This is a genomic window from Paratractidigestivibacter faecalis, assembly GCF_003416765.1.
Lineage (GTDB): Bacteria > Actinomycetota > Coriobacteriia > Coriobacteriales > Atopobiaceae > Paratractidigestivibacter > Paratractidigestivibacter faecalis.
In genome coordinates this window covers 476,015-494,257 of the sequence record NZ_QSNG01000001.1, presented here as the reverse complement: position 1 = coordinate 494,257, position 18,243 = coordinate 476,015, and the positions used below count along the sequence as shown (strand labels likewise).

General features: G+C 67.5%; 12 protein-coding genes and 1 tRNA gene. 2 read left to right on the top strand and 11 right to left on the bottom strand.

Translation table 11 applies throughout. From position 1 onward, the window contains the following. The 3 genes from DXV50_RS09825 to hisI all read right to left on the bottom strand — a co-directional run bounded on the left by DXV50_RS09825 (position 1) and on the right by hisI (position 3,138). Complete coding sequence (locus tag DXV50_RS09825) at positions 1-2,280, bottom strand: GNAT family N-acetyltransferase (RefSeq protein ID WP_117204560.1); 2,280 nt, start codon at positions 2,278-2,280, stop codon at positions 1-3. 113 nt (positions 2,281-2,393) lie between these two features. Beyond that, the gene (hisE, locus tag DXV50_RS02055; RefSeq protein ID WP_117204559.1) at positions 2,394-2,711 is read right to left on the bottom strand and encodes a phosphoribosyl-ATP diphosphatase; all 318 of its coding nucleotides are present in this window, start codon (positions 2,709-2,711) and stop codon (positions 2,394-2,396) included. 49 nt (positions 2,712-2,760) lie between these two features. Further along, positions 2,761-3,138, bottom strand: coding sequence for a phosphoribosyl-AMP cyclohydrolase (hisI, locus tag DXV50_RS02050; RefSeq protein ID WP_117204558.1), 378 nt, complete (start codon positions 3,136-3,138; stop codon positions 2,761-2,763). Positions 3,139-3,204: 66 nt separating this feature from the next. On the opposite strand from hisI, the gene DXV50_RS02045 reads away from it, so the two are divergent. Beyond that, on the top strand, positions 3,205-4,809 hold the full coding sequence (locus DXV50_RS02045; protein WP_117204557.1) for an FAD-binding protein: 1,605 nt from the start codon (positions 3,205-3,207) through the stop codon (positions 4,807-4,809). 56 nt (positions 4,810-4,865) lie between these two features. Here DXV50_RS02045 and DXV50_RS02040 read toward each other — a convergent pair whose 3' ends face one another. The 3 genes from DXV50_RS02040 to DXV50_RS02030 all read right to left on the bottom strand — a co-directional run bounded on the left by DXV50_RS02040 (position 4,866) and on the right by DXV50_RS02030 (position 8,944). Further along, complete coding sequence (locus tag DXV50_RS02040) at positions 4,866-5,942, bottom strand: ABC transporter ATP-binding protein (protein ID WP_117204556.1); 1,077 nt, start codon at positions 5,940-5,942, stop codon at positions 4,866-4,868. 2 nt (positions 5,943-5,944) lie between these two features. Next, complete coding sequence (locus tag DXV50_RS02035; RefSeq protein ID WP_117204555.1) at positions 5,945-7,660, bottom strand: ABC transporter permease; 1,716 nt, start codon at positions 7,658-7,660, stop codon at positions 5,945-5,947. A 138-nt stretch (positions 7,661-7,798) separates the two neighbouring features. Beyond that, a complete protein-coding gene (locus tag DXV50_RS02030; protein ID WP_117204554.1) occupies positions 7,799-8,944 on the bottom strand; it encodes an ABC transporter substrate-binding protein in 1,146 nt (381 codons plus the stop codon). A gap of 295 nt (positions 8,945-9,239) precedes the next feature. On the opposite strand from DXV50_RS02030, the gene DXV50_RS02025 reads away from it, so the two are divergent. Continuing rightward, complete coding sequence (locus tag DXV50_RS02025) at positions 9,240-10,169, top strand: zinc dependent phospholipase C family protein (RefSeq protein ID WP_117204553.1); 930 nt, start codon at positions 9,240-9,242, stop codon at positions 10,167-10,169. Between the two features lie 119 nt (positions 10,170-10,288). Here the strand turns inward: DXV50_RS02025 and DXV50_RS02020 are convergent, their stop codons facing one another. From DXV50_RS02020 to DXV50_RS09820, 5 genes are all read right to left on the bottom strand, one after another. Beyond that, positions 10,289-10,561: a hypothetical protein gene (locus DXV50_RS02020; RefSeq protein WP_117204552.1), complete on the bottom strand. Its 273-nt coding sequence runs from the start codon at positions 10,559-10,561 to the stop codon at positions 10,289-10,291. A 2-nt stretch (positions 10,562-10,563) separates the two neighbouring features. Beyond that, positions 10,564-12,051: a glutamate synthase subunit beta gene (locus DXV50_RS02015; RefSeq protein WP_117204551.1), complete on the bottom strand. Its 1,488-nt coding sequence runs from the start codon at positions 12,049-12,051 to the stop codon at positions 10,564-10,566. A 1-nt stretch (position 12,052) separates the two neighbouring features. Next, positions 12,053-16,702: a glutamate synthase large subunit gene (gene gltB / locus DXV50_RS02010; RefSeq protein WP_117204550.1), complete on the bottom strand. Its 4,650-nt coding sequence runs from the start codon at positions 16,700-16,702 to the stop codon at positions 12,053-12,055. A 382-nt stretch (positions 16,703-17,084) separates the two neighbouring features. Further along, a tRNA-Val gene (locus tag DXV50_RS02005) sits at positions 17,085-17,159 on the bottom strand. Between the two features lie 118 nt (positions 17,160-17,277). Then, on the bottom strand, positions 17,278-18,072 hold the full coding sequence (locus DXV50_RS09820; RefSeq protein WP_232817422.1) for a DUF3825 domain-containing protein: 795 nt from the start codon (positions 18,070-18,072) through the stop codon (positions 17,278-17,280). Positions 18,073-18,243 lie beyond the last annotated feature (171 nt).

Genomic DNA, 18,243 nt, shown 5'->3' with positions numbered 1-18,243 from the left:
CTAGAACGAGCTGTCCGTGCGCTCGGGGTAGAAGCGGGCGAACTTGCGGATCTGGTTCTTCTCGGTGAGCTCCACGTCGAGCATGCGGCGCAGGCCGCGGTCGGCGTCGTAGCGCTGCGGGTCAAAGCTGCGGCCCTGGGCCACGAGGTCCCTCACCTCGGCGAGAAGCGCGGGGTCCGCTATGTAGCGCTCGAGGAGGGACTGCGGCACCAGCGTGTAGAGGGCCGGTTCGTCGGCCACCCAGAGCTTCTTGCCTCGGCCGTCCACGAGGTCAGTCACCATGGCGCGCATGGGGTTCACGCCAGCCGCCGCCATGTAGTAGGAGTTGCGGCCCGCGCGCGGGTTGAGCTCCAGGAAGAGCCACTCCCCCGTCCTGGGGTCGCGCTTGACGTCGACCTCGCCCAGGCCCGTGTAGCCGAGCTCGGCCACCAGGCGCTGGCACTTCTCCATGAGGTCGGGCCAAACGCGGCTGACCATGGCCACGGAGTTGCCGCGCATGGTGGGCGCGTGGTCCTCCAGCAGCGCCTGGGCGGCGCCGAAGGCCTGCATCTGGCCGTTTGCGCCCACGTAGAACGTGAGGGCGCCCATGTGGGTGTCGTCGCCGTCTATGCGCTCCTGGACGAGGAAGTCGCCCGCAAAGCCGGCGTCGCGCAGGCTCGCCCAGAGGGCGTCCAGCGCAGCCTGGTCGTCGCAGGAGTAGATCTTCTTGAAGCCCTGCTCGTAGAGGTGGCTGTACTCGGCCGTGCGGGCCGGCTTTGCCACCACCGGGAAGGGCAGGCCGCAGGGCGCGGGGGCCGCAGGCCCGGCAAGGCTCACGACCTCGGTTGCGGGCGTGGGCAGGCCGAGCCTCTCGCAGGCCTCCTGGAAGGCGCGCTTGTCGCAGACGCGGGCAAAGGCCTCGGGCGTGGGGATGGGCAGGACCACGTTAGCCGGGAGCTCGTCGCGAATCTGTTCCAGAGAGGCCACGAGGGCGTCCGTGGAGGGGATGACCGGCAGCTTCTTTGCGGGATTGGCCTCTGCGAGCGCGGAGATCTTCTGCCTGAGCTCCGCAGGCTCGATGGAGGAGGTGACCGTGAAGTCAAAGAGCGCCGAGTGCTCCAGCGCACCGACGAAGGCCTGGTTCATGGCGTGGGAACGCACGTGGAAGGCCTCGTGGAACTCGCGGCCGTAGGCGTAGGCGGAGATGTCCCCGCCCAGGATGACGGGGAGAAGGTCCTCGCGCGGGCGGGCCTTCTGGGCCTCGGCGGCCTTGGCGCGGGCGGCCTCGCGGCGGCTGCGGCGGACCGACTGCAGGGACTGCAGGGCGTTGTAGAAGCCGCGCTTGACGGGAAGGTCGCGGTCGGGGGCCACCACGGTGACCTCCTTGGCAAACTTGGTCTTGAACATGTTGAGCCCCAGCAGCGCCGGCGAGAAGTCCGAGCCGATGCCCATGAGGTCGTACTGGGTGCAGCCGCGACGGCCCAGCTCGCAGCACTCGAAGTAGAAGAGCTTGTCGGTCACGAACTGGCTCTTGGTGGCGCCGCGGGAGGCGGCGTAGTAGTAGACGGCGTGGGTGCCCGAGATGGTGGAGATGGCCCAGGTCACGACCTTGCCCTCGGGGTCGCGGCCGGCAAAGACGCGGCAGTGCTCCGGGCCGAGGATGCGAATCATGTCCTGGTAGTCGGACTTGGGGGCGGGGCTGAAGCCGTCACGCTCGGCGGTCTCGACCATGACGTCGTAGTACTCGTCAAAGCACTCGGTGGCGCGCTCGGTCTCGTCCGCGCAGGTCACCGGGGACTCGCGCAGGGCCTTGCGCACGTCTCGCCTGCCGCGGGTCTTCATGCGGTCAAGGATGGCCTCGTCTCCGCCGGTGAGGTCCACGACCACGGTGTTGTCGTAGGGGATGCCGGAGAGCACGGGGCTGGTCTGGGGCAGCTCGGCGGCAACGGCCAGGCGCACGAAGGCCACCTTGCGGTCCCGGCGGCGGACGTAGGAGGCAATGGCGTCGAGCGCCTCGGACTCTTGCTCGGGCGTGGGCGCGCCGCCCACCCAGACGGGGGCGTGGTGGGCACGCAGGTAGTGGTAGCCGTGCGTGAGGTAGTCCGCAAAGGAGATGAGCGCGACGGTCTTCTCGCCGCCATCGGCCGCGGGCTCGGTGATGCGGAAGCAGCCCCACTGGGAGCGGCCCTCGATGGTGGCCTCAAGGCGGGCCCAGGCCGAGGTCTGCTCGATGGGAAGGCAGACGCCCAGCTCCTGGGCCTCCTCCTCGAACCTCTGGAACGTGACCTCTCTCAGCTGCATGCGGACTCCTCGCGTTGGCGTACGGTCTTTGCGACCTTTTATTGTACGCCGAGAAGCCCGCCACCCCCGAAACACCAAAAGGGCGTGCCAAAGGGGACGGCGCCAGGCGAGAGCTACTTGTGGCGGGCGTCGAGCTCGCCGGCGAGCTCGGGGAGGGTCACGCCATAGCGCTCCAGGGTGACCATGAGGTGGTAGACCAGGTCGCCCGCCTCGTAGCGGATGTGGTCGTGGTCGTTGTCCTTGCAGGCCATGATGACCTCGCTGGCCTCCTCGGCGATCTTCTTGAGAAGCTCGTCCTCCTCGCCCTGCAGCAGCCTGGCGGTGTAGGACTGCTCGGGCGAGGCCTCGCGGCGCCCGTGGATGACCTCGGCCAGCCCGGTGAGGGTCTCCCCGATGTTGCCGTCCTGCACGTTTGCTGTCCTGACGCCCATGGCGGGCCTCCTTTGCGGTATGTGGGTTGCGGCCGGCCCCGCGACCGGCCTAGCGGGAGATCTCTCGGAAGAAGCAGCTGCGGTGGCCGGTGTGGCACGCGGGGCCCGGCGAGTCCACCTCGACGAGCAGCGTGTCTGCGTCGCAGTCCACCAGAAGGCGCCTCACCTGCTGCATGTTTCCGCTGGTGGCGCCCTTGTTCCAGAGCTCCTGGCGGCTGCGGCTCCAGAACCAGGTGGTGCCGGTCTCAAGCGTGAGGCGCAGGGACTCCTCGCTCATCCACGCCACCATGAGGACCTCACCGGTGCCCGCCTGCTGCACCACGCAGGGCACCAGGCCCCGCTCGTCGAACTTCACGCGGGCGTCCGCCAGGTCCACGGCCTGGGGCCTCTCGCCAGCGTAGGTATAATCCTCTGAACCTGATGACATGGGGCCTCCTTTGGTCCCTTGCCACTTTAGCAAACTAGAGTGCCCGCGACGCAGGGAGCGCATGCCATGACCAGAGTTGTAACCAACGGGACGGACGGCTGCTGCGACGTGCTGGTGGTGGGGGCGGGCATCGCCGGGACACAGGCGGCGCTGGCCGCGGCGCAGTCAGACGTCCGCGTGGCGCTGGCAAGCGCGGGTGGCACGTTCTCGGGCTCGAGCTTCTTTGCCGGCACCTGGGGGCTAGGGCTCATCGCTCCCGACGGCAAGAATGACGTGGACGACCTTGTGGATGCCATCTGCGAGGTCGGGCGCGGCGTGGCCGACCCCGCGCTGGCACGCGTCCTTGCCGCGGGAGCGGGACCTGCCGTGGCACGGCTCCAGGCCCTGGGCTGCGAGCTCCAGGAGGCAAGCAACGCAGGCGAGAGGGACTTCATCCCCTGCTTTGACCGCAAGCACAGGAACTGGCACGGCCTGGGGCGCGAGTCCTACCGCGGCGCCATGGGCGCGGCCCTTGCCGCGGCGGGCGTGGAGGTACTCCCCCACCGCGAGCTGCTGGACCTCGTCAGCAGCAGCTCCCAGGACGGCGAGAAGTGCGTGACGGGCGCCGTGCTCTATGACTCGGAGTCAAACGAGCTGCAGGTCATTGGGACCAAGGCGGTGGTGCTTGCCACCGGCGGCGTGGGCGGGCTCTACAGCCGAACCCTCACCATGCCCGACGTCCTGGGCACGGCGCAGGCGGTGGCGCTGCGGCATGGGGCGAGCCTCGTCAACCCGGAGTTCATCCAGATCATGCCGGGCCTCACCGAGCCCGTCCAGAACGTCGTCTTCAACGAGAGGACCTTTCGCTACGCACACGTCGAGGGGCTGGACGGCGGATACGCCGAGGAGCTCCTGGACGAGCGCGCAGGCCACGGCCCCTTCACCGCAAGCCTTGCGGACAGGGCCGTTGACCTGGCCGTGGTTGCCGCCGGAGACGCCGGCGCCCAGGTGGGTTACCACCTGCCGGAGCGCCTTCCGGAGTTCATGCAGACCTACTTTGACTGGTTCCGCGCCTCCTTTGGGCGCGACCCCGCCGACGGCGTGCGCATTGCGCCCTACGCGCACGCGTCAAATGGCGGCATCCGCATAGACGCCGCTGCCTCGACCGGCGTCGCCGGGCTCTACGCCTGCGGCGAGTGCACGGGCGGCATGCACGGTGCGGACCGCATCGGCGGCCTCTCGAGCGCAAACGGCCTGGTCTTTGGGCACATCGCCGGCACGAGCGCCGCAGCCTGGGCATTTGGCACCCACCACACGCCCGAGCCTACAGGCGAGAAGGACGCGCTTCTCCCCTGCCTTGCGTCGCGAGAGGCGGCAGGCGCGCTGGCGGGGCTCAGGGGCCTCATGCAGGAGCGCTGCATGGTCGTGCGCAGCGAGGAGGGGCTTCTGGCCTGCCTTGCGGGGCTACACGAGCTCGAGGAACGCATCCAGGGCGCCCTTGAGCCCTGCGAGGACGCACGCCAGCTGGCCGAGACGCGCCGCGCGCAGGACGCGCTTCTGACCGCCCGGGCTCTGGCCACGGCAATGCTGAACCGCCGTGAGAGCCGCGGCGCACACTTCCGCGCGGACGCTCCCGACGAGGACCCGGCACAGGCACGTCCCACCATCATGCGGCTGGCCGACGTGCTGTAAAAAAGGGGCCACCCCGACGCGAGGTGGCCCCAGTGCTTCAACCGCTTGCAACCCGGCTACAGGACGTGCACGTCCTCCTTGCCAAACTTGACGAAGGCCTCGTCGCCAACCTCGAAGATCTTGTGGTTCTTGGGGTTGAAGTCGGTGATCTTGACGAGGGTGTCGCCAACCATGACCTGGTAGTTCTGGTAGTTGCCCATGAAGCGGGACAGCGTGACCTTGCAGGGCAGCACGCCTTCCTCGGCGAGCTGGGCGCTCTCGGGACGCAGAACCAGGACGCACTTGTCGCCCTCGGAGAGGTGGCCGATGCTGGCGACCTCGACCTCGTGGCCCTCGATGGTGGCAAGGCCGCTCTCGCCGTCCTTCTTGGAGATGGAGCCGCGCAGGAAGTTGGACTCTCCGATGAAGTCGGCCACGAACTCGTCCACGGGGTGGTAGTAGACGGTGTGCGGGTCGCCGATCTGGTCTACGACGCCCTTCTTCATGATGATGATGTTGTCGGAGAGCGCCATGGCCTCGGACTGGTCGTGCGTGACGTAGATGGCGGTGATGCCAGCCTGCTGCTGGATGCGGCGGATCTCGTTGCGCATGTCGACGCGCAGTTTGGCGTCCAGGTTGGAGAGCGGCTCGTCAAAGAGGAGGACACCCGGCTCCAGGACCAGGGCGCGCGCCAGGGCGACGCGTTGCTGCTGGCCGCCGGAGAGCTGGTTGGTCATGCGGTCCTCCATGCCCTCCAGGCCGACCATGCCCAGGATGCCGTGGACCTTCTCGGTGATCTGGTCCTTGGGCAGCTTGCGCAGCTTCAGGCCGTAGGCCACGTTGTCAAAGATGTTGTAGTGCGGGAGAAGCGCGTAGCTCTGGAACACCATGGCGGTGTCGCGCTTGTTGGGGGTGAGCTCGTTGATGGGCTCGCCGCCGAGGTAGATCTCTCCCTCGTTGGGGCTCTCGAAGCCGGCGATCATGCGCAGGATGGTGGTCTTGCCGCAGCCGGACGGGCCGAGCAGGGTGACGAACTCGCCGGGCTCAATGTTGATGTTGGCGTCGTGGACGGCGTAGAAGTCCTTGCCGGTCTTGGGGTCCTGGTAGATCTTGGAGACGTGGTCCAGACGGACGCCCTTCTTCTCCTTAGCCATTGCTAGTCCTCCTCAGTTGCGAGCTTCTTGCTGGTACCGAAGTGCTTGATGGCAAGGTTCATGAGGAGAACCGAGCCGTACGTGATGACGATCAGGATGGTTGCGAACGCGCAGGCGATGCCGTAGTTGCCCTTCTCGGCGAACTCGTTGATCTGCACCGTGATGAGGAAGAACTGCGGCGTGACCAGCAGGATGATCGCGGAGATTGCGGTGATGGAGCGCACGAACGCGGTGACGAGGCCGCTGAAGAACGAGTCCTTGATGAGGGGCAGCGTGACCGTGCGGAAAACGGTGAAGCTGTCGGCGCCCATGTCGTAGGCGGACTCCTCGATGGACTTGTCGATCTGCCTCAGCGCCGAGATGCCCGAGCGGGTGCCGGTGGGCAGCGAGCGCACGATGAAGACGATGATCAGGATGGCGGCAGAGCCGTAGATGCCCTGCAGGACGCCCGTGTGGAAGATGCCGCCGGAGAAGCCGCGGATGTAGCCGACGCCCAGGACGGTGCCGGGGACGGCCATGGCGAGCATGGAAACGGCCTCGATGAAGCCCTTGGTGCGGAAGTTACGCTTGACCACGAGATAGGAGATGACCATGGACAGGATGGCCGTGATCGGGGCGGCGATGAGCGACAGCAGGAAGGAATCGCGGAACGCCTGGAAGCCGTGGTACTTGGTGAAGACTTGCTCGAACCACTTGGTGGTCAGGCTGAAGTCGTAGCCCCAGGTCTTGAACAGGGCGCCGAAGGGCACGCAGAGGTACATCACGACGACGAAGATGGCAAGCGCGCAGCAGATGACGGTGAGCGGGATGCGCACGGAGGCGTCAGTGATGAGCATGCGGGCGCGGCTGGCCTTGCCGGAGAGCGTGGCCGTGGACTTGGCCTCCAGCACGTACTTCTGGACGATGAACATCAAAAGCGTGATGCAGAGAAGCACGACTGCCATGGCGGCCGCGCCCTGCTTGTCGTAGGCGCCGGTGATCTGCAGATAGATGGTGGTGGCCAGCGTGTCGTAGGAGCCGCCGATGATCATGGGGTTGGCAAAGTCGGCGATGGACTCGATGAACGTGACCAGGAAGGCGTTGCCCAGGCCGGGAAGGACGAGGGGCAGCGTGACGCTGGTGAAGACCTTCCAGCGGGAGGCGCCCATGTCGCGCGCGGCCTCCTCGAGGGAGGGGTCGATGTTCTTGAGCAGGCCCTTGAGCATCATGTAGCAGACCGGGAAGAAGGTCAGGGTCTGGACGACGAAAATGCCCCAGAAGCCGTAGACAGAGTTGTCGTACATGCCCAGCAGATAGCGGGTGATGAGGCCAGACTTGCCGAAGAGCATGATGATGGAGAGCGAGAGCACGAACGGCGGGGAGACCACGGGCAGCATGGAGACGACCTGGAACAGGCCGCTCATGAACTTGGTCTTGAGCTTGACGTAGACCTCAACGTAGGCAAACAGCAGGCCCACGAGCGCGGACACGATGCTCACGAGGAAGCCGACGGCCAGGGTGTTGGTGATGGCCGTGGTGAACGAACCCATCTGGAAGATGCGCGTGAAGACCTCGAAGCTCGGACCGGAGTCCGTGACGAAGGAGTCCACGAGCAGGATTGCCAGCGGGTACAGGATGAACAGGGTCAGGAAGGCGATGAGCACCACGATGGTGGTCACCATGATGGGGTCGCCCATCAACTTCTTACGGTCGAGAGCCGCGCCTTGGTCCTTTGCCATACGCTTGCTCCTCTCTCTTGCGGACGGTCGAACAAACCCTCGCAGCACAGAGCCGGGCGGACCATCAAAGCGTCCGCCCGGCACTTAACCAAAGTCAAATTCTACGCCTGCGCGCAGAGCTTGGGAGACTCCGGGCGCCTACTCGGTCTGGAAGCGGTCGTCGCCACCGCCGAGGGCGGCCATGACGTCCTCGACGTTCTGCTTGGTGTCAGCCTTGGCCTGGTCGAAGTCGTAGTCCATGGTGTTCTTGGGATCGAGGCCGTACTCGGTGGCAACCGCGGGCTGCTCGGCGTTGTCGATGACCAGGAACTGGTAGGAGCCGTTCTTGGCGGCCAGCTCGACGCACTCCGGGGACAGGGCGTACTCAATCCACAGCTTGGCGGCGTTCTCGTGCTTGGCGCCCTTGAAGATGGCGGTGGCACCAATCTCGCAGGAGGTGCCGGACGTGGGGACCTGCAGGCCGATGTTGTCGTAGCCGTTGTCCACGATCTGGTAGATGCCGTCGTGCAGGAAGCCCAGGCCGATGGTGCACTCGCCGGTGCCGATGTTCTTGGACGGGCCGGAGCCGGACTTGGTGTAGACGGCGATGTTCTTGTCGAGGTCGACGAGGAACTTGATGCCGTCGTCGTGGCCGTACTTCTGGATCATCGTGTTGACGATGAGCTTGGCGGTGCCGGCGGTGTTGTAGTTGGAGGACCAAATCAGGCCCTTGTACTTCTCGTCGGTGAGGTCGGCGAAGTCCTTGGGGGCGTCCAGGCCCTTGCGCTCGAGCTCGTCCTTGTTGTACATGATGCCGAGCATACCGGTATAGATGCCGAACCAGTTGTTGTTGGCGTCCTTGTACTGCGGAGCCGTGATGTGGGAGGCGTTGGCGGCCTCGTACGGCATGAGCAGGTCCTCGGCGGCGGCCACGTTGTAGGGGTCGGAAGTGCCGCCGAACCAGACGTCGCCGGAGGGGTTGCCCTTCTCCTCCTCGATCTTGGCCTGGACCTCACCGGTGGAGAGGCGCTGGTACTGGACGTCGATGCCGTAGAGCTCCTGGAAGTGGTTGCAGGCGGCGGCGAGGTAGTCCTCCTCGCAGGAGCCGTAGACGATGAGCGAGCCCTCGTCCTTGGCGGCCTTGACCAGGTCCTCGGAGGCGCCGACCTTGTCGGTGGTGGCGTCGGACTTGCCGTCGTCCGTCTTGGTGTCGCTGGAGCCGGAGCCGCCGCAGCCAACGAGGCCGAGGCCAGCGGCCGCGATGCCCGCGACGCCGATGAAGTTCCTACGAGTGAGGTTAGTCATTGCTTTCCCCTTCTGTCGGTTTCCCCTTGTCGGAGAAACGTCCGCGCCACGTAAGGGTTACGTGGCGTTCTCCCTGCAAAGTGTTGTAACCCTTTTGCCCCTGGTTAACAAATGGTTTCTGCCGAACGGTACCAGTCAGCCCGTGACCTGCCGCTCGTTTGAGCGAACATGCCATTTAAACGGTTAGAGCGTTCGTAAGCGCGTTGTCAGACGAGAAGCGCGCGGGGCTCACGCGGGCCGGCGCCGGGATGTTTGGGGTACCCTAGAGTCTTGCGGACAGAGACGAGGAGGGCCCATGCCTGCCATCATCACGCACCACATCTTTGGCGAGGACGTCCTGAGGACGCTGCCGGCCGGAATGGTCGAGGGCGAGGAGGAGGTCCTGGCGTTCCTCCTGGGAAACCAGGGGCCCGACCCACTCTTTGCGCGCTTCTCCACGGCGCCCTCGGTGGCTGTGCGGTGCCGGCGCCTGGGGCACGCCATGCACGACGGGCGCGTGGTAGAGGCCGCCTTTGCCATGAGGGACGGCGTGAGCCACCTGCCCGTGGCAGACGAGCGCGTGGGGCGCGCCTTTGCCCTGGGAGCGCTCGGCCACTACGCGCTGGACCGCACGGCGCACCCCTTTGTCTTCGCGCAGCAGGAGGCGCTGGCGGCCGCAGAGGCCTCCCTCGCGGGGGCGGGCTCGGAGCTTCACGCCGTCATCGAGAGCGACATCGACACCTGGATTCTGTGGGAGAAGCGCCGCGCCACGGTGCTGGACCGCCCCGCCGCGGACAACCTCATGCGCACCGAGCGCATCGACCGCGTGGCGGGCGCGCTGCTCAGCCAGGTGGCCTACGCCGCCTTTGGCGTGGAGCTTGCCGCCGAGGAGTACGCCGGCTGCACGGCCGACTACGAGCTTCAGTACCGCCTCATAGACCCCGCCGAGAAGCCCCTCACGCGCGCCGTGGGCGTGGCGGAGCGGCTGGTGCGCCCGCACTCCTTTGCACAGTCCATGGCCCACCGCGTGGTGCGCACCTGCGACTGCCCGGCGGCCAACCTCGCCCGCCACGAGTGGTGCGACCCCCAGACCGGACGCGTGCGCCACGAGAGCATGGCCGACCTCTTCGACGAGGCGCTGGGCTACTACCCCGCCCTGGCCGAGGCCCTCGTCCGCGGCGAGCGCAGCCGCGTGGAGGAGCTCGTGGCAGGTGTCAACTACAACGGCCGCGTGGACGGGGCGTAGCCGGCGGCGATGCCCCGCAGCTTGCATGTGAAATTGGACGGAGAGGTCACGCTGACAGACCAATTTCACATGCAAACGGCGGAGCAGGTAAGAAGCGCACGGCGAGAAGGGACGAGCCCCTAGACCCACAGGAGGGTCGGGGGCTCGTCTTCGTCGTGATGGTCGCGGGGGCGCAGGTGCTCGACGGGCGCGTCAGGGGCGTCCGATGAGGCCTCCAGCCAGGGGCGAGAGGCGCCCGCGTCGCAGAAGGGCACCTCGAGGCCGTCCTCGAGCCAGACAAGGCCCGGCGCGGGCCCGGGGTCGGCGCCAACAGACGCACCGCCGGGGCCCGAGTCCGCGACACCGGGGATGGCACCGCGGGCGAGGACGGGAATGTCGCCCAGGTCGGGCATGGCTAGAGCCCCAGCTCTGCGGCAACCTCGGAGGCGCAGGCCATGGCGTCGGCGATGGCGGAGACCACAAGGGAGCTGCCGTTGCGGGCGTCGCCGGCAACGTAGACGGAGGCCTTGCCCGCGCGCTTCTCCCCCGCCGCGCGGTGGGAGCAGCGGCAGGCCATGACGGGAAGCGGACGCCCCTCGTGAGCAAGCTCCACGCCCAGCGCAGAGAGCACGTCGGTCTTGGGGCCGGTGAAGCCGCAGGCAATGAGCACCAGCTGGGCGCCCATGACGCGCTCGGTCTCCATGCGGCGCTCGGGGCGGCCGGCCGACCAGTCGAGGTCCACGACGCGGATGCCGCTCACGGCGCCCTTCTCGTCACGCAGGACCTCGAGGGTGTCCACGGCCCACTCGCGCATCTCGGCCCCCATGAGGGCGATGGCCTCCTGCTGGCCGTAGTCGGTCTTCTTGACGTTGGGCCACTGCGGCCAGGCGTTTGTCGCCGCCGGGACCTCGGGCGCGTAGGGCATGAACTCCAGCTGGCGCACGCTTCTGGCGCCCTGGCGCACGGCCGTGCCCAGGCAGTCGTTGCCCGTGTCTCCGCCGCCGATGACCACGACGTCCTTGCCGACCGCGTCGATGGCGGGCGCGCCGCCGCCCAGCACCGCCTTGGTCGCTGACGTGAGGTAGTCCACGGCAAAGACCACGCCGCCGGCGGCCAGGCCCTCGGCAAAGCCCTCGGCGCCAAGCCCGCGCGGGGCACCGGCCCCTGCGGCCACCACCACGGCGTCAAAGTCGGCAAGCAGCCCCTCGGCCACGTCAGCCTCGGAGGCATCGGTCTCAAGGCGGAACTCGATGCCCAGCTCGCGCATGAGCCCCACGCGGCGCTCCACCACGTCCTTGGGCAGCTTCATGTTGGGGATGCCATACATGAGCAGGCCGCCCGCGCGGTCGGCCTTCTCCACGACGGTCACGCGTGCCCCGCGGCGCGCGAGCTCCCAGGCGCTCGCCAGGCCGGAGGGGCCGGAGCCCACCACGGCCACGCGCGGCGCGTCTGGCGCGGCAGGCGAGAACCGCATGGGCCCGCCGTGCGCCCACTCCCAGTCGGAGATGGCGCGCTCGTTGTCGTGGATGGTCTCGGGCTCGTCGTCGCGGCCCAGGTTGCAGGCCGCCTCGCACAGGGCCGGGCAGACGCGGCTCGTGAACTCGGGCAGCGGGCTCGTGAGCGAGAGGCGCTTTGCGGCCTCTGCCCACTGGCCACGGTAGAGCAGGTCGTTCCACTCCGGGATGAGGTTGTGCAGCGGGCAGCCGGAGGGGCGCGCCTTGCCAAAGGAGGCGCCCGTCTGGCAGAAGGCCACGCCGCACATCATGCAGCGGCTGGCCTGCGCGCGCTGCTCCTCGGCGGGAAGCGTCACGTAGAGCTCGTCGTAGTCGCCCGTGCGCTCGACAACGGGACGAAGGTCGTGGGCACGGCGGCCCAGGTCAAGGAATGCGCCGGGCTTGCCCATGCTACTTCCCCTCCTTCATTGCGTCGAAGGCGTACTGCAGGGCGTCGGCATGGGACATGCCCCTGCCCTCGGCCTCCTGCGCGTGCGCGAGGACGCGCTCGTAGTCCCTCGGAATGACCTTGACGAAGTCCTTCGCCACGGCCTTGAAGCGGTAGAGCATCTTGATGCCACGCGGGCTCTGGGTGCGCAGCGCGTGCTCCTCGATGAGCTCGTGGATGAGGTCGAGCTCGGCCTCGGTGGGCTGCCTGAGGTCAACCATGTCCAGGTTGCACTTCTGCGCCAGGGTGCCGAAGGCGTCGTAGACGTAGGCCACGCCGCCGCTCATGCCCGCGGCAAAGTTCATGCCCACCTCGCCCAGGATGAGGGCGAGGCCGCCGGTCATGTACTCGCAGCCGTGGTTGCCGCAGCCCTCCACCACCACGGTGGCGCCGGAGTTGCGCACGGCAAAGCGCTGGCCGGCCAGGCCGTTCACAAATCCGCGGCCGCTCGTCGCGCCGTAGAACGCCACGTTGCCCACCACGATGTTCTCGTCGAACTTGAACGTGGCATCCTCGGGCGGGCGCACGGAGAGCACGCCTCCGGAGAGGCCCTTGCCAAAGTAGTCGTTGGCGTCGCCGCAGATGTTGAGCGTCACGCCCGCCGGCAAAAACGCGCCGAAGCTCTGGCCGCCCGCTCCCTCGCAGTCCACCGTGACGGAACCCTCGGGCAGCCCCTCGGGGTGGCTCTTGGTGACCATGGAGCCAAGCAGCGTGCCCACGCAGCGGTTGACGTTGGAGATGTCCGCGTGGAAGCGGATGGGCGTGAGGTGGGCGCGGGCGCTCTCGGTGTAGGGCACAAAGAGCGTGGCATCCAGCGTCTTGCCAATGCCCAGGTCAGGCGCCATGGACTGCAGGAAGTGGCGGCCGTCGGCGCCCGGGATGTGCCGTCCGAACTCGCAGGTTCCCTCGGCGAGAAGGTCGGAAAGGTCCATGCGGTTGGCCTTCCAGTTGCCCTCGACCTCCACCTGTCGCAGGCACTCGGGGTGGCCTACCATCTCGTCCACCGTGCGGAAGCCGAGACTGGCCATGATCTCTCGCAGCTCCTGGGCCACGAAGGTCATGAAGTTGACCACGTGCTCGGGCTTGCCGGCAAAGCGGCCGCGCAGCCTGCAGTTCTGCGTGGCGATGCCCGCCGGGCAGGTGTCCTGCTGGCAGTCGCGCTGCATGAGGCAGCCGCAGGCGATGAGCGGCATGGTGGCAAAGCCGAACTCCTCGGCGCCCAGAAGGGCGGCGATGGCGACGTCTCGGCCGCTCATGAGCTTGCCGTCCGTCTCCACCACGACGCGGGAGCGCAGACCGTTGCGCACGAGCGTCTGCTGGGTCTCGGCCAGGCCGATCTCAAAGGGGATGCCGGCGTGGTAGATGGAGTCGCGCGGGGCCGCGCCGGTGCCGCCGTTGTGGCCCGAGATGGTGATCTTGTCGGCGCCGCCCTTGGCCACGCCGGTGGCGATGGTGCCCACGCCCGCCAGGGCGCAGAGCTTGACCGAGATGCGCGCATCGGGGTTGGCGTTCTTGAGGTCAAAGATGAGCTCGGCCAGGTCCTCGATGGAGTAGATGTCGTGGTGGGGAGGCGGGCTGATGAGACCGACGCCGGGCGTGGACTGGCGCACCTCGGCAATCCAGGGGTAGACCTTCTTGCCGGGCAGGTGGCCGCCCTCGCCGGGCTTGGCGCCCTGGGCCATCTTGATCTGGATCTCTATGGCGCTCCTCAGGTAGCGGCTCGTGACGCCAAAGCGGCCGGAGGCCACCTGCTTGATGGCGCTCTTCCTGGAGTCCCCGTTGGGAAGCGGGGTCTCGCGCGCGGGATCCTCTCCGCCCTCGCCGGTGTTGGAGCGGCCGTGGATGCGGTTCATGGCGATGGCCAGGCACTCGTGCTGCTCCCGGCTGATGGAGCCGTAGCTCATGGCGCCGGTGTTGAAGCGGGTGAGGATGCTCTCCACAGGCTCGACCTCGTCAAGCGGCACGGGCGCGCCCTTTGGCGAGAAGCCCATGAGGTCGCGCAGGGTGACGGCGCGGCCGGGGCGGTGCACCCAGGCGGAGAACTCCTTGAACTCCTCGTAGCTTCCCTCGCGGCAGGCATGCTGCAGCAGGTAGACGGCCTTGGGGTCGATGAGGTGCTCCTCGCCGCCCTGCGGACGCCACTTGGTGAGGCCCAGGGAGGGCAGCTGGTCGGGCGCGGGGGTCTTGGCCAGGGCGCGGGCGGAGTCATAGCGTTCGGAGAGCTCGCGCTGGACGTCACCGATGCCAAGGCCGCCGATGCGCGTGGCCGTGGACGTGAAGTAGCGCTCAACCAGGTCCTCGGAGAGGCCGAGCACCTCGAAGATCTGGGCGGAGTGGTAGCCCTGCATGGTGGAGATGCCCATCTTGGACATGATGGAGACGATGCCTGCCGTGACGGCGCGGTCATAGTTGGCCTGGGCCTCCTCCACGGGAAGCTCGATGGCGCCCCTCTCGCAGAGGTCTGCGATGCACTCGTGGGCCATGTAGGGGTAGATGCCGGAGGCGGAGTAGCCCACCAGGCAGGCAAAGTCGTGCGCGTTGATGGCGTCGCCGGTCTCCACCACCAGGTCGGCGTTCATGCGCAGGCCCACGCGGATGAGGTGGTTGTGCACGCAGCCCAGCGAGAGCAGGGACGGCACCGGCACCTCCCCGGCGGCGGCGCGGTCGGAGAGCACGACGATGTTGGCCCCGCCGCGCACGGCGGCCTCGGCGTCGGCCGCCAGGCGGTCAAGCGCCGCGGCGAGGGCGCCCTCTTGGCCGTCCCTCGGGTAGGAGCAGGTCAGGCGCACCGTCTTGAAGCCCACGCGGTCGATGGCGCAGATGCGCTCGAAGGCGTCCCTGGTGAGCATGGGGCCCTGCAGGCGCACCAGGCGGCAGGTGTCGCGGCAGTCCTCCAGGAGGTTGCCATGGTTGCCCAGGTAGAGCACCTGGCTGGTGACCAGGCTCTCGCGCAGGGCGTCGATGGGCGGGTTGGTGACCTGCGCAAAGAGCTGGTTGAAGTAGTCAAAGAACGAGCGGGTCTTCTTGGAGAGGCACGCCAGCGGCGCGTCCACGCCCATGGAGGCCAGGGGCACCTTGGCCGCGGTTGCCATGGGGCGGATGGCCTCGTCCACGTCGTCGTAGTGGTAGCCCAGGCGAGCCATGCGCTCGGTCAGCGGGATGGCCCCGTCGGGGGCGTCGGGCAGCTCGGCCTCTCCGGGCTCGCGCAGGTCGGAGATGTCGAGGGTCTCCTCGTCGAGCCAGTCTCGGTAGGGCTTCTCGTTTGCAAAGCGGTCGCGGATCTCGTCGTTCCAGATGACGCGGCCCTGGGAGGGGTCGACCTCCAGCATCTCGCCGGGGCCGAGGCAGCCCGTGCGCAGCACGTTTGCCGGGTCCACGTCGATGGTGCCCACCTCGGACGAGAGGATGATGCGGTCGTCGCGGGTGACGTAGTAGCGCGCCGGGCGCAGGCCGTTTCTGTCGAGGGCGGCGCCCAGGATGCGGCCGTCGGTGAAGGCGATGGCGGCCGGCCCGTCCCAGGGCTCCATGAGCATGGACTGGTATGCGTCGTAGGAGCGGCGCTTGTCGGAGATGTTGGGGTTCTTGTCCCAGGGCTCGGGAATCATGAGCGTCACCGCGCGGTCCAGCGGGCGGCCGTTCATGGTCAAAAACTCCAGGACGTTGTCCAGGATGGCGGAGTCCGAGCCCTCCTTGTTGATGATGGGAACGACCTTCTCGAGGTCATGCCCGAGGACGGGGCTGTAGAGGTGCGGCTCGCGGGCGCGGATCCAGGACACGTTGCCGCGCAGGGTGTTGATCTCTCCGTTGTGGATGATGTAGCGGTTGGGGTGCGCGCGCTCCCAGCTGGGCGTGGTGTTGGTGGAGTAGCGGGAGTGCACCAGGGCCAGCGAGGTCTCCACCGCAGCGTCGTTGAGGTCGGTGAAGAAGCGGCGCATCTGCGTGGCCACGAGCATGCCCTTGTAGACGATGGTGCGACTGGACATGGAGCACACGTAGAAGATCTTGCCGGCAAGCGCGGGGTTGGCGTCGGCCATGCGCTCGATGGTGCGGCGGCAGACGTAGAGCTTGCGCTCGAAGTCCTGGCCGCGCGGCGTGGACTCCGGGCGGCGCAGGAAGGCTTGCAGGATGGTGGGCATGCAGGCCTGGGCCGTGCTGCCCAGGTCGTGCGGGTCCACGGGCACCTCTCGCCAGAACATGAGGGGCACGCCGGCCGCGGCGCAGCCCTCCTCGAAGACGCGGCGCGCGTCGGCGACGCCCTGGGGGTCGTCGTGCGGGAAGAAGAGCATGGCCACGCCGTAGTCGCCCTCGTCGGGCAGGAGCTGGCCCTCCTTCTGCGCCTCCTTGCGGAAGAAGCGGTGCGGGATCTGGAAGAGCACGCCGGCGCCGTCGCCGGTGTTGCGCTCCAGGCCGGTGCCGCCGCGGTGCTCCAGGTTGACCAGGACGGACAGCGCGTCGTCCAGGGTCTGGTGGCTGCGCTTGCCCTTGAGGTGCGCGATGGCGCCGATGCCGCAGGCGTCGTGCTCGTACTCGCTGCGGTACAGGTCGCGCGGCTGGGCGGGCTCGGCGTCGCCGGACTGCGCGGGCGCCTGCGCGGATGCAAGGTTCTGGCTCATGGGACTCCCCTCAAAACGATGTCGGGGAGAAGTCTACGGGGCGTCCGGAGGGCGGCGAAAAAGCGAGACCAAGATGCTACGCGCCCGAAGCGAGGGCGTTTCTCGCCTGACGCAGGGCTGACGCGGACGGGAAACGGGCGAGAAACGTTTGGTGACGCAAGGAAGCCCCTGCTCCGTCTGGCCCCGCCACAAAAACCGGGGTATGGCAGGAGATTGCCGCCATACCCCGGTATTTGTGGCGCTTTAGGGCCGAGTCAGGCTTCTCGCCGCGAGTATGCCATTGGGTGAGTGCCATTGGGGACGGGGGCGAATGGCACGCCGCGGTTTGCACGCGCAACAAAAAAACGCGTCGCCGGAGTTCTCCGACGACGCGCAGACTTTGTGGTGGGCGTTACAAGATTTGAACTTGTGACCTCTTCCGTGTCAGGGAAGCGCTCTCCCCCTGAGCTAAACGCCCGAAGCTTGGTGACTCGCTGCTGGGGTTGCAGCAAGGGATAGATTACAGGAGTCGTCAGGGCAGCGCAAGAACTTTTTTGAGAGAATCTGCCGCGAGCCGGGCGCAAGCTGGACACGAGCTAGCCGCGCTTAATCCAAGAAGACTCCGGACGGCAGATCAGGCGCGCGTTGTTGTAGGCCATGTCCAGCGTGAGGCAGGTGCGCGCCGAGTAGAAGCCGTCCTCGCGCTGGATGGTGAGCGCGAGCTCGGGCTCGTCTCCCGTGAGACACAGCGGCAGGAGCAGCTGAATCCGCCCGTTGTAGAACTGCGGAACGGCAAGCGTGTAGTTGGCCGCTGCACGGCGCGCCGCCTCCACTACGGCGCCCTCGAAGGCACGTCGCAGCAGCAGGGAGTTCTCTTCTCCCTTGAGGCTCGCCGGGATGCGCGTGAGGTTGCGCTCATCCCCCAGGATGTGGTCGATGTTGGAGCGGATGGGCAGGCGATAGTCAAAGACCAGCTCGGACGGGTCCTCGGCAAAGCGCACACGGCAGGGCAGGTACTCAAACGAGAGCAGCGCCGGGTCGCTCTCCTTGAAGAAGCCCTTGAGGAACCACCTCTGGCGAGCGTCCTCGCGCGTGTTGGGCTCAAAGAGCGCGTAGACGGTCTCGTAGCGGCGGGTGTAGAGGCCGGTGTTGAAGAGGCAGAGTCCCTCGTCAAAGACGATCGGCAGGGCCGAGGGCGCGGCGGCCGTGGTGTGGTCCCGCTTGGTCAGCTGCACTGCCCGCTTGAACGAGAACAGCAGGTAGTTCTTGAGGACGCGATTGCCCTCTCCCCACGGCTCGGGGTTTGCGAGGTCAACGAGCCGCTCATAGCAGGGCTCGGGGCAGAAGGCAAAGTCGTAGAGGTCGGCGGCGAGCGTGTCGGGCAGGTCCATCGTGGCTCCTTTGCTGGCGAGAAGTGCGCGGGGTCGGGAGATCTATGGTAGCAAGGGACGGCAGGACGGCTACTCGCCAAGCGGCCTTAGACAGCGCCTTGCTCAAATGGGGCTCCCGCTGGAAGGCGATTCCGCGCGTCAGATATAACCTCTGCCATTCGCTCACTTTGC

Bases quoted from the DNA above. Each gene is read 5' to 3' on its own strand.
- DXV50_RS09825 (WP_117204560.1), bottom strand. From the start codon at position 2,280: ATGCAGCTGAGAGAGGTCACGTTCCAGAGGTTCGAGGAGGAGGCCCAG.
- hisE (WP_117204559.1), bottom strand. From the start codon at position 2,711: ATGGGCGTCAGGACAGCAAACGTGCAGGACGGCAACATCGGGGAGACC.
- hisI (WP_117204558.1), bottom strand. From the start codon at position 3,138: ATGTCATCAGGTTCAGAGGATTATACCTACGCTGGCGAGAGGCCCCAG.
- DXV50_RS02045 (WP_117204557.1), top strand. From the start codon at position 3,205: ATGACCAGAGTTGTAACCAACGGGACGGACGGCTGCTGCGACGTGCTG.
- DXV50_RS02040 (WP_117204556.1), bottom strand. From the start codon at position 5,942: ATGGCTAAGGAGAAGAAGGGCGTCCGTCTGGACCACGTCTCCAAGATC.
- DXV50_RS02035 (WP_117204555.1), bottom strand. From the start codon at position 7,660: ATGGCAAAGGACCAAGGCGCGGCTCTCGACCGTAAGAAGTTGATGGGC.
- DXV50_RS02030 (WP_117204554.1), bottom strand. From the start codon at position 8,944: ATGACTAACCTCACTCGTAGGAACTTCATCGGCGTCGCGGGCATCGCG.
- DXV50_RS02025 (WP_117204553.1), top strand. From the start codon at position 9,240: ATGCCTGCCATCATCACGCACCACATCTTTGGCGAGGACGTCCTGAGG.
- DXV50_RS02020 (WP_117204552.1), bottom strand. From the start codon at position 10,561: ATGCCCGACCTGGGCGACATTCCCGTCCTCGCCCGCGGTGCCATCCCC.
- DXV50_RS02015 (WP_117204551.1), bottom strand. From the start codon at position 12,051: ATGGGCAAGCCCGGCGCATTCCTTGACCTGGGCCGCCGTGCCCACGAC.
- gltB (WP_117204550.1), bottom strand. From the start codon at position 16,702: ATGAGCCAGAACCTTGCATCCGCGCAGGCGCCCGCGCAGTCCGGCGAC.
- DXV50_RS09820 (WP_232817422.1), bottom strand. From the start codon at position 18,072: ATGGACCTGCCCGACACGCTCGCCGCCGACCTCTACGACTTTGCCTTC.